At 38.2% G+C, this 6,345-nt stretch carries 6 protein-coding genes; 2 read left to right on the top strand and 4 right to left on the bottom strand.

Features of this window, described 5'->3' with window-relative positions:
* Positions 1 to 329: 329 nt before the first annotated feature.
* The gene (locus M901_RS18345; protein WP_081653350.1) at positions 330 to 746 is read left to right on the top strand and encodes a DUF1456 family protein; all 417 of its coding nucleotides are present in this window, start codon (positions 330 to 332) and stop codon (positions 744 to 746) included.
* Here M901_RS18345 and M901_RS04710 read toward each other — a convergent pair.
* Positions 685 to 1,455 carry a mechanosensitive ion channel family protein gene (locus M901_RS04710; protein WP_021277038.1) on the bottom strand — a complete coding sequence of 257 codons (771 nt, stop codon included), beginning with the start codon at positions 1,453 to 1,455 and terminating at the stop codon, positions 685 to 687. The genes M901_RS18345 and M901_RS04710 overlap by 62 nt on opposite strands.
* 98 nt (positions 1,456 to 1,553) lie before the next feature.
* Here M901_RS04710 and M901_RS04705 point away from each other — a divergent pair, with 98 nt between their 5' ends.
* Positions 1,554 to 2,066, top strand: coding sequence for a hypothetical protein (locus M901_RS04705; RefSeq protein ID WP_021277039.1), 513 nt, complete (start codon positions 1,554 to 1,556; stop codon positions 2,064 to 2,066).
* Here M901_RS04705 and lipB read toward each other — a convergent pair.
* Genes lipB through M901_RS04690 form a run of 3 tightly spaced genes read right to left on the bottom strand, consistent with a single transcriptional unit; the run spans position 2,040 to position 6,068 of the window.
* Positions 2,040 to 2,768: a lipoyl(octanoyl) transferase LipB gene (gene lipB / locus M901_RS04700; protein WP_021277034.1), complete on the bottom strand. Its 729-nt coding sequence runs from the start codon at positions 2,766 to 2,768 to the stop codon at positions 2,040 to 2,042. The genes M901_RS04705 and lipB overlap by 27 nt on opposite strands.
* Positions 2,758 to 3,729, bottom strand: a complete 972-nt coding sequence (gene lipA / locus M901_RS04695; RefSeq protein WP_021277036.1) for a lipoyl synthase — start codon at positions 3,727 to 3,729, stop codon at positions 2,758 to 2,760. Before lipA ends, lipB begins: the two co-directional genes overlap by 11 nt.
* A gap of 23 nt (positions 3,730 to 3,752) precedes the next feature.
* On the bottom strand, positions 3,753 to 6,068 hold the full coding sequence (locus tag M901_RS04690; RefSeq protein ID WP_021277033.1) for an RND family transporter: 2,316 nt from the start codon (positions 6,066 to 6,068) through the stop codon (positions 3,753 to 3,755).
* Positions 6,069 to 6,345 lie beyond the last annotated feature (277 nt).

Here is a 6,345-nt window from a genome sequence, read left to right as displayed (position 1 = left end):
ATCTTCTTATGGATTGTGAAATGGAGATAGGTTATTTATTGATAGCTCTCATTTTTGCGAGGATCATTCTCTGAGTGTTTTAACAGCATGGGGAGAAGATATCGGTGTTTTACCTGTCGAGGTTTCACAAGAGGTTCTTGAGCTTCTAGAAAGTGGTCAAAATATTAGCTTACATATTACGAGTATTTCTGGAGATTATGGGCACCTTAGTTGTAAGGTGTCTCTGACTCCAACATATCACTAATCTCTATTCTTTTTACCCCATTTTCAATACTTGGTTGCCATCGGAGTCTAAGTTAGATAGGTTCTGACAAATAATTGGAGTTTCGATGGCATTAACAAATAACGATATATTAAAGAAAATTAGAATTGCTCTTTCGCTTAAGGATTTTGAGATCATTGAGATCTTGAAGCTTTCTGAGTTTGAAATGTCTAAAGCTGAACTTTCTGCGTTATTTCGAAAAGAAGATCACCCAAATTATAAAGAATGTGGTGATCAGGTTCTAAGAAAATTTCTCAATGGTCTAATTGTCAAGAAAGGGGACCTAGAAGGCCGGCCCCACCTAAGAAGCAGTACAAGAAACCCGCTAAGGATTAACTTGCGATTTGATATGAATATCCCTTTGTGGAAAAGGGATTTCGATATTATTCTCACGAAATTCTTCATCGATACTAAAACGAACATCAGAAAGAATTTTTCTTCGAGTGCCATAGTTCACGGACCCATACGGCTAGAGAAAAGTTAAGAGAAGAGTCTCCAAAGTCTTCAAAGAAGACCTGCGGTGCAGGGTCTTTTAAAATTCCATCTGCGTTCTTTGCCACTTCAAGCATGACTTGCTCAACTTTTTTAGTGTCACTTCCATAGGCCACACCGACATTAACATTGTAGCGAATAATCTCGCCAGTGAAGCTTTGGTTGATAACATTATCTGAGATGAACTTACTATTTGGGACTATAATCGCTGTATCGTCTCTGGTTAGGACACGAGTTGAGCGCGAGCCAATGTCGACAACTCTTCCGTTGACCCCATCAACACTTACAAGGTCTCCGATTTTAACAGGTCTTTCAAAGAGGATGATAATCCCTGAGATAAAGTTCTGCGTGATATTCTGTAAACCAAAACCGATCCCAACCCCTAAGACGGCACCAAGGGCCGCGAGGGACTTCATATCTACACCTAGAGTGTCGAGGGTAATAATAATCCCAATTGTTAGGACAAAGTATCTGGTGATCTTGGCGATTGATGTTGTGACACCAATTTCTAGACCACGGTCAGAAACAAAACGGTGCATCAGTCTCTCACTTATGCGTGAGAGGTATCTTGCCGTCATAAAGATAAAGATTCCAAGAATAATAGAGGCGAGGGTGATCTTTGTTCCTTGAAGTTCAAAGAGTGTTTTTGTGCAAAAGGCCAAGAATGCCTTTAAAAGCTCTAAGATGTTCTGCGTTTCCATAAAATCCTTTTAGTGGTTTCGATCTTGTTCAAGTTTAAGTCAAGAAATCTTGTCTTGTGACTTAATAGTAGTTTTTTATATTCTAACAGGGCAAAAATATGAAAGACAACCTATTACAATTCTATTCAATTGGAGTTGGGATTAATCTAATCCTCGCTCTGGCTTATGTAAAATTATCGACGAAGAGATATTCTGGTCATTTTAAAAAGAATGTCGCTAAGGTGAATATCCACATAGATCTCTTTGGAAATGTCGACCCTAAGCCAATTCGAATTGTGTCATCGTTCTTCTATATTTTTCTCAATATTTTAATGTCTTGGGTATTCGTTCCCTTTAATCTTATTATCCTATTTGTGAGAATTTATAGCAACTATAGCGAAGAGTTTTCGCAAGAAGTAGAAGAGTTAAATAATAGACTAAGAGTTGAAAATGATCTCGCACCTGAAGAGGTCTTCGTTCTCTTTCAGCTTTGCAATAAGGCAATCATTCCAAATATCTTTTGTAAGGCCGAGATTATGCATAATCTTGAGCAGTATAATCAATATAAGCAACTAGAGCTTTGCCCTTTCCTTGTAGAAAGTCATTTAGACCGTCTCATTCAATCTGAGTGAAATAAGACGATCTTTAAAAGTATTGATGAGATCACTGTAGTTGAGCTGTGTTAACTCTTCCAAAGACTTGTATATCAATCCATTAAGTCCACATGGATAAACATCTTTTAAGACTTGTTCGATAATTTCATCTCTTTGGATATTTAAAGCAAGTCCGTGGAGTGAGACAAATTTCACTAGTTGGATTCCCATTGAACCAAGCTTGTGGTGATCTTTCCAAAGCCCAAGTAAATCTCTTTCGTAGTCAAGATCAGTAATCGAAGACTGCTCTTCAAGAACTTCTTTTGCCACCTGAAAAATTTTATTCATAAGCTGTATTGTTTTTATTCTTTGGTGAGCGATATGAATAATTGGATAAATAACAATTTGCCCTGGATGGTGAAAGGTTAGTCCGCCTCCACGTTTAACATTGAAGACTTCAACGGGAAGTTTTTCACTTAGTTCTTGGTCAAACTCAACTAAGCTATGCTTTTCAATCATACCCCTTTGAAGACCTCTACCCATCGTGAGAACTCTTGGATGAGACGTAAGGATATAGAGACAATATTCAGGATTCTCATAAACAAACTGGTTTGCCGCTACTTGAAACTCAAGCGCTTTATCATAATCCCAATTAAGCTTAGTAATAATATGGTTATTCCCATTAACCAAAATATCTGATTCCTGAATCTGATGATCTTTTAGAAGTTGATTAAAGCTCATGACCTTGGGCCTTTAAGTGGTTTAAGTAATCAGCGGCCTTGTAACTACTTCTAACGAGAGGTCCACTTGCAACAAACTCAAAGCCCATCTCTAGTGCGATGTCCTTGTAGTGGTCAAACTCTTGAGGCCTATAATATTTTTCTACTGCTAAGTGACGCATTGTCGGTCTTAGATATTGACCTAGAGTTAAAACTTTTACACCAGCAGCTCTTAAGTCTTTCATCGTTTCAAGAATTTCTTCATGAGTTTCCCCAAGACCTAACATGAGAGATGATTTCGTCGCAATATGTGGGTAATTCGTAGAATAGTATTTAAGACAGTTTAACGTTTTCTCATAACCAGCACGGCGATCTCTCACCGGATGAGTCAATCTTTTAACTGTTTCTATATTTTGAGCGATGACAAATGGCGAGCTCTTAGCCAGTGTGTCCATGTGTTCTTCACAGGCGTCAAAGTCTGGAATAAGAACTTCCACTAAAGTTTCTGGGTGATCTTTCTTAATTCTCTTTACAATATTGGCAAAGTGACCGGCACCGAAATCTGGCAGATCATCTCTATCAACACTTGTTAGGACTAGGTACTTGAGGCTCATTGTCGAAACCATCTTAGAGGCATTGGATATCTCATTAAAGTCGACAACCCCTTGAGGATTCCCAGTATCCACATGACAAAACTTACAGGCCCTTGTACAAGTTCCTCCTAGAATCATCATTGTCGCAGTTTTTGCACTCCAACACTCCGAGAGGTTGGGGCAGCTTGCTTCTTCACAAACAGTCCAAAGCTTCTTATCTCTAAGGTCTTTCTTAACTTCTTTATAGTTTTCACCTGAAGGAATATCGACTCTCAGCCACTCGGGTTTTCTTCCTAGTGACTTCTTTTCTTCCAGGTGTTTTTCAGTCAAAGAAGATTGTTTGACCTTCTTGTCTTTGACTTTATTTCTCTGCTCATCATAATCGTACATAGGCACTCCATCAGCTCTTTTATCTAAGAGTTTTGTGATGTGGCAAGTTTCAATTCCTCAGATTCTTCTTTTTTCTCAGTCGCTAATAAAATAGCTGGAAGAAGGATGAGGTCTGAGACGAGCGCTAGGAATAGGATCACTGCACAATAAACACCAAATTTTTGATTCGGAACAAATTCACCTAGGACGAACATTCCAAAACCAAACATAAGCATAATTGTTGTTAAAATAAGGGCCTTCCCTGTTTGGGCCAGAGTTGACTTAAGGGCCGTGACACCGCACATTCCATGACTCTTTTTAATCTTATAATTGGCGATAAAGTGGATGGTGTCATCGACGGCTATACCAAGACAGACGCTGAAGACAATAACATTACCGATATTGATTTCGTCACCATTAAAGTACATAATCCCACTGGCCGTAGCGAGTGGAAAGATATTTGGAATAAGTGAGAGTACTGCAAGCTTAAAGTCTCTAAAAACAATGAGCATAATAAAGAATATCACTGGGATTGAGATACTCATTGAACTGATAAAAGTTTGAACAACGAGGTCATTAATTCTGTTGTAAATAGGAGATTGACCGGCCTCGTAAACATTGATTCCAATCTCTTTGGCCTTATCAAGAATCTTTTGAGTTCCCGCAATTGAGTTCATCGTGTCATTGACATCCCACATGACTATAACTCTAAATTTTCTATTATCTAAAGAGAGTTGGTTTTTTAGATCCATTCCCTCTGGTAATCCAAGAGTGTAGAGGAAGAGCTGGTCTGCCACGGCCCTTCTTGTTTCAGGGATGGCGTAGTATTCGGCCTTTCCTTCATGAAGAGTCTGATTCATCTTCTTGATAATTTGGATAAGAGAGTTTACGCGGACAACTTTTGGATTTTCGTTAATCCAATTAATAAGCTTGTCTGCTTTATTTAAAAACTCTGGGTCCTTAACTCCTTCAGGCTTTTCGCTATCAAAGACCATCTCTATAGCACGAGACCCGCCAAACTCACTTCTAACTAGGTTGAAGGTCTTTTTTACTGGTGTTGAGTCATCAAAGTACTCTACTGGGTCAGCGTTAATGATATTCTTTGAACCATAGAAGGCCATGACGATACCAAGTAGGGGTAGCGAAATATTAATCCAATTCTTATGCTTAAAGCAGAAGTTATAAAGGAAAGAAAGTTCAGAAAGGTCTTCGTTGATTTCTCTCTTTTTAAAGTTAATAAACTTGAGTAGTGGCCCAAGAAGAAAATAGGTAAAAATCCAAGCTAGTACCGTACCTAATCCACTTAGAAGTCCTAAATCGTGAATCGGCCTAATCTCAGCAGTCGTTAAACTGAAAAAACCAATAGAAGTCGTGACAGTTGTTAGGACTGTTGGGATAAAGTTTTTCTTCAGAGCATGAATGGCCGCAGTTATATTGTCTTCATGTTCAAAAACTATATTGTGACGATAGCTAATAAGAATATGGACGGCATCTGCTAAACCTATTGCGATGAGTACTGCTGGCACGGCTGAAAGAATATTATTAAATTCTAATCCAAGGTGTCCTTCAATTCCAAAGGTTGCAATAATTGAAACCCCAATAAGGGCAAAGGGATAGACAATAGATAAGAATGATCTAAAGAAAAGTGCAAGAATAAGAACAAGGCATAGAACAACAACTGGGAATACCAGTTTCATATCTCTATCAGAGGCCCTTGATAGGGACTCATTAATATAGGCAATACCACTGTGGTGAACTTTGATATCTTCTGTTTCAAATTTCTTCGTAAGTTCTTCGACTTCATTTACAATCTGTTTATAGGCGGGATTTTTCTTATAAACTCTTAAAAAGCTTCGAATATAGGCGACATTTCCCGTATGAGAGATGGAGTTGTTCTTCATTTGCTCATCATTGACGGCCATATCTCTTTTCTTCTTGAGGTTCTCAATATCAAGTGAAGTTTCTTCGTCAAAGAAAGGAGAGATATTGATATCGTCTTCAAGGGTATCAATCCAGTTTGCATTCGTTAGTGATTCAACACGAACAACATCTGTTACTTGCCACATTTGATCAGTTATTTTCTGTATCGTCTCAATGGTTTCTTTGTTAAAGATACCTTTCTTATTGTAGACAATGACATCAATGGTATCTGAACTTCCAAAAGTCGCTTCGTGATACTCGAGATCGTGGATCCTTTGATCTTCTGGTTGTAACCAAACCTTAACCGAGAAATTTGTTTTGATTTTATAAAGACCCGAGGCCGCGATGAGTAGGATAGTGAGCGCAAAGATAATCCAACGAATTGGATTTTGAACAATTGACTTACTTAGCTCTTGAGAGAATTTATCAACTTTTTTCATTAATTCTTACCTAGTTTATGAAATAACGCGATTATCTTAATCTATACTATGGGAATCTACAATTGAGATGCGTCGTGTCTAGAGAGAGTATAGTAAATTATTTTGATGCTGAGCGTTCGGAGTTGACGCAAGAACAGGTATTTGGAGAGGGCTTCTTAAAATGGCTTTATGAGTCACGATCTGGAAGCTTACTTGGACAATTTCTTGTGCACAGCATACCTTGTTCAATTTATGGGCTTTTAAAGAATAGAAAGTCTAGTCGTTCAGAGGTTTATAA

Source organism: Bacteriovorax sp. DB6_IX (assembly GCF_000447775.1).
Taxonomy (GTDB): domain Bacteria; phylum Bdellovibrionota; class Bacteriovoracia; order Bacteriovoracales; family Bacteriovoracaceae; genus Halobacteriovorax_A.
The sequence above is the reverse complement of the archived record's forward strand: the minus strand, read 5'-3'. Positions and strand labels throughout refer to the sequence as shown.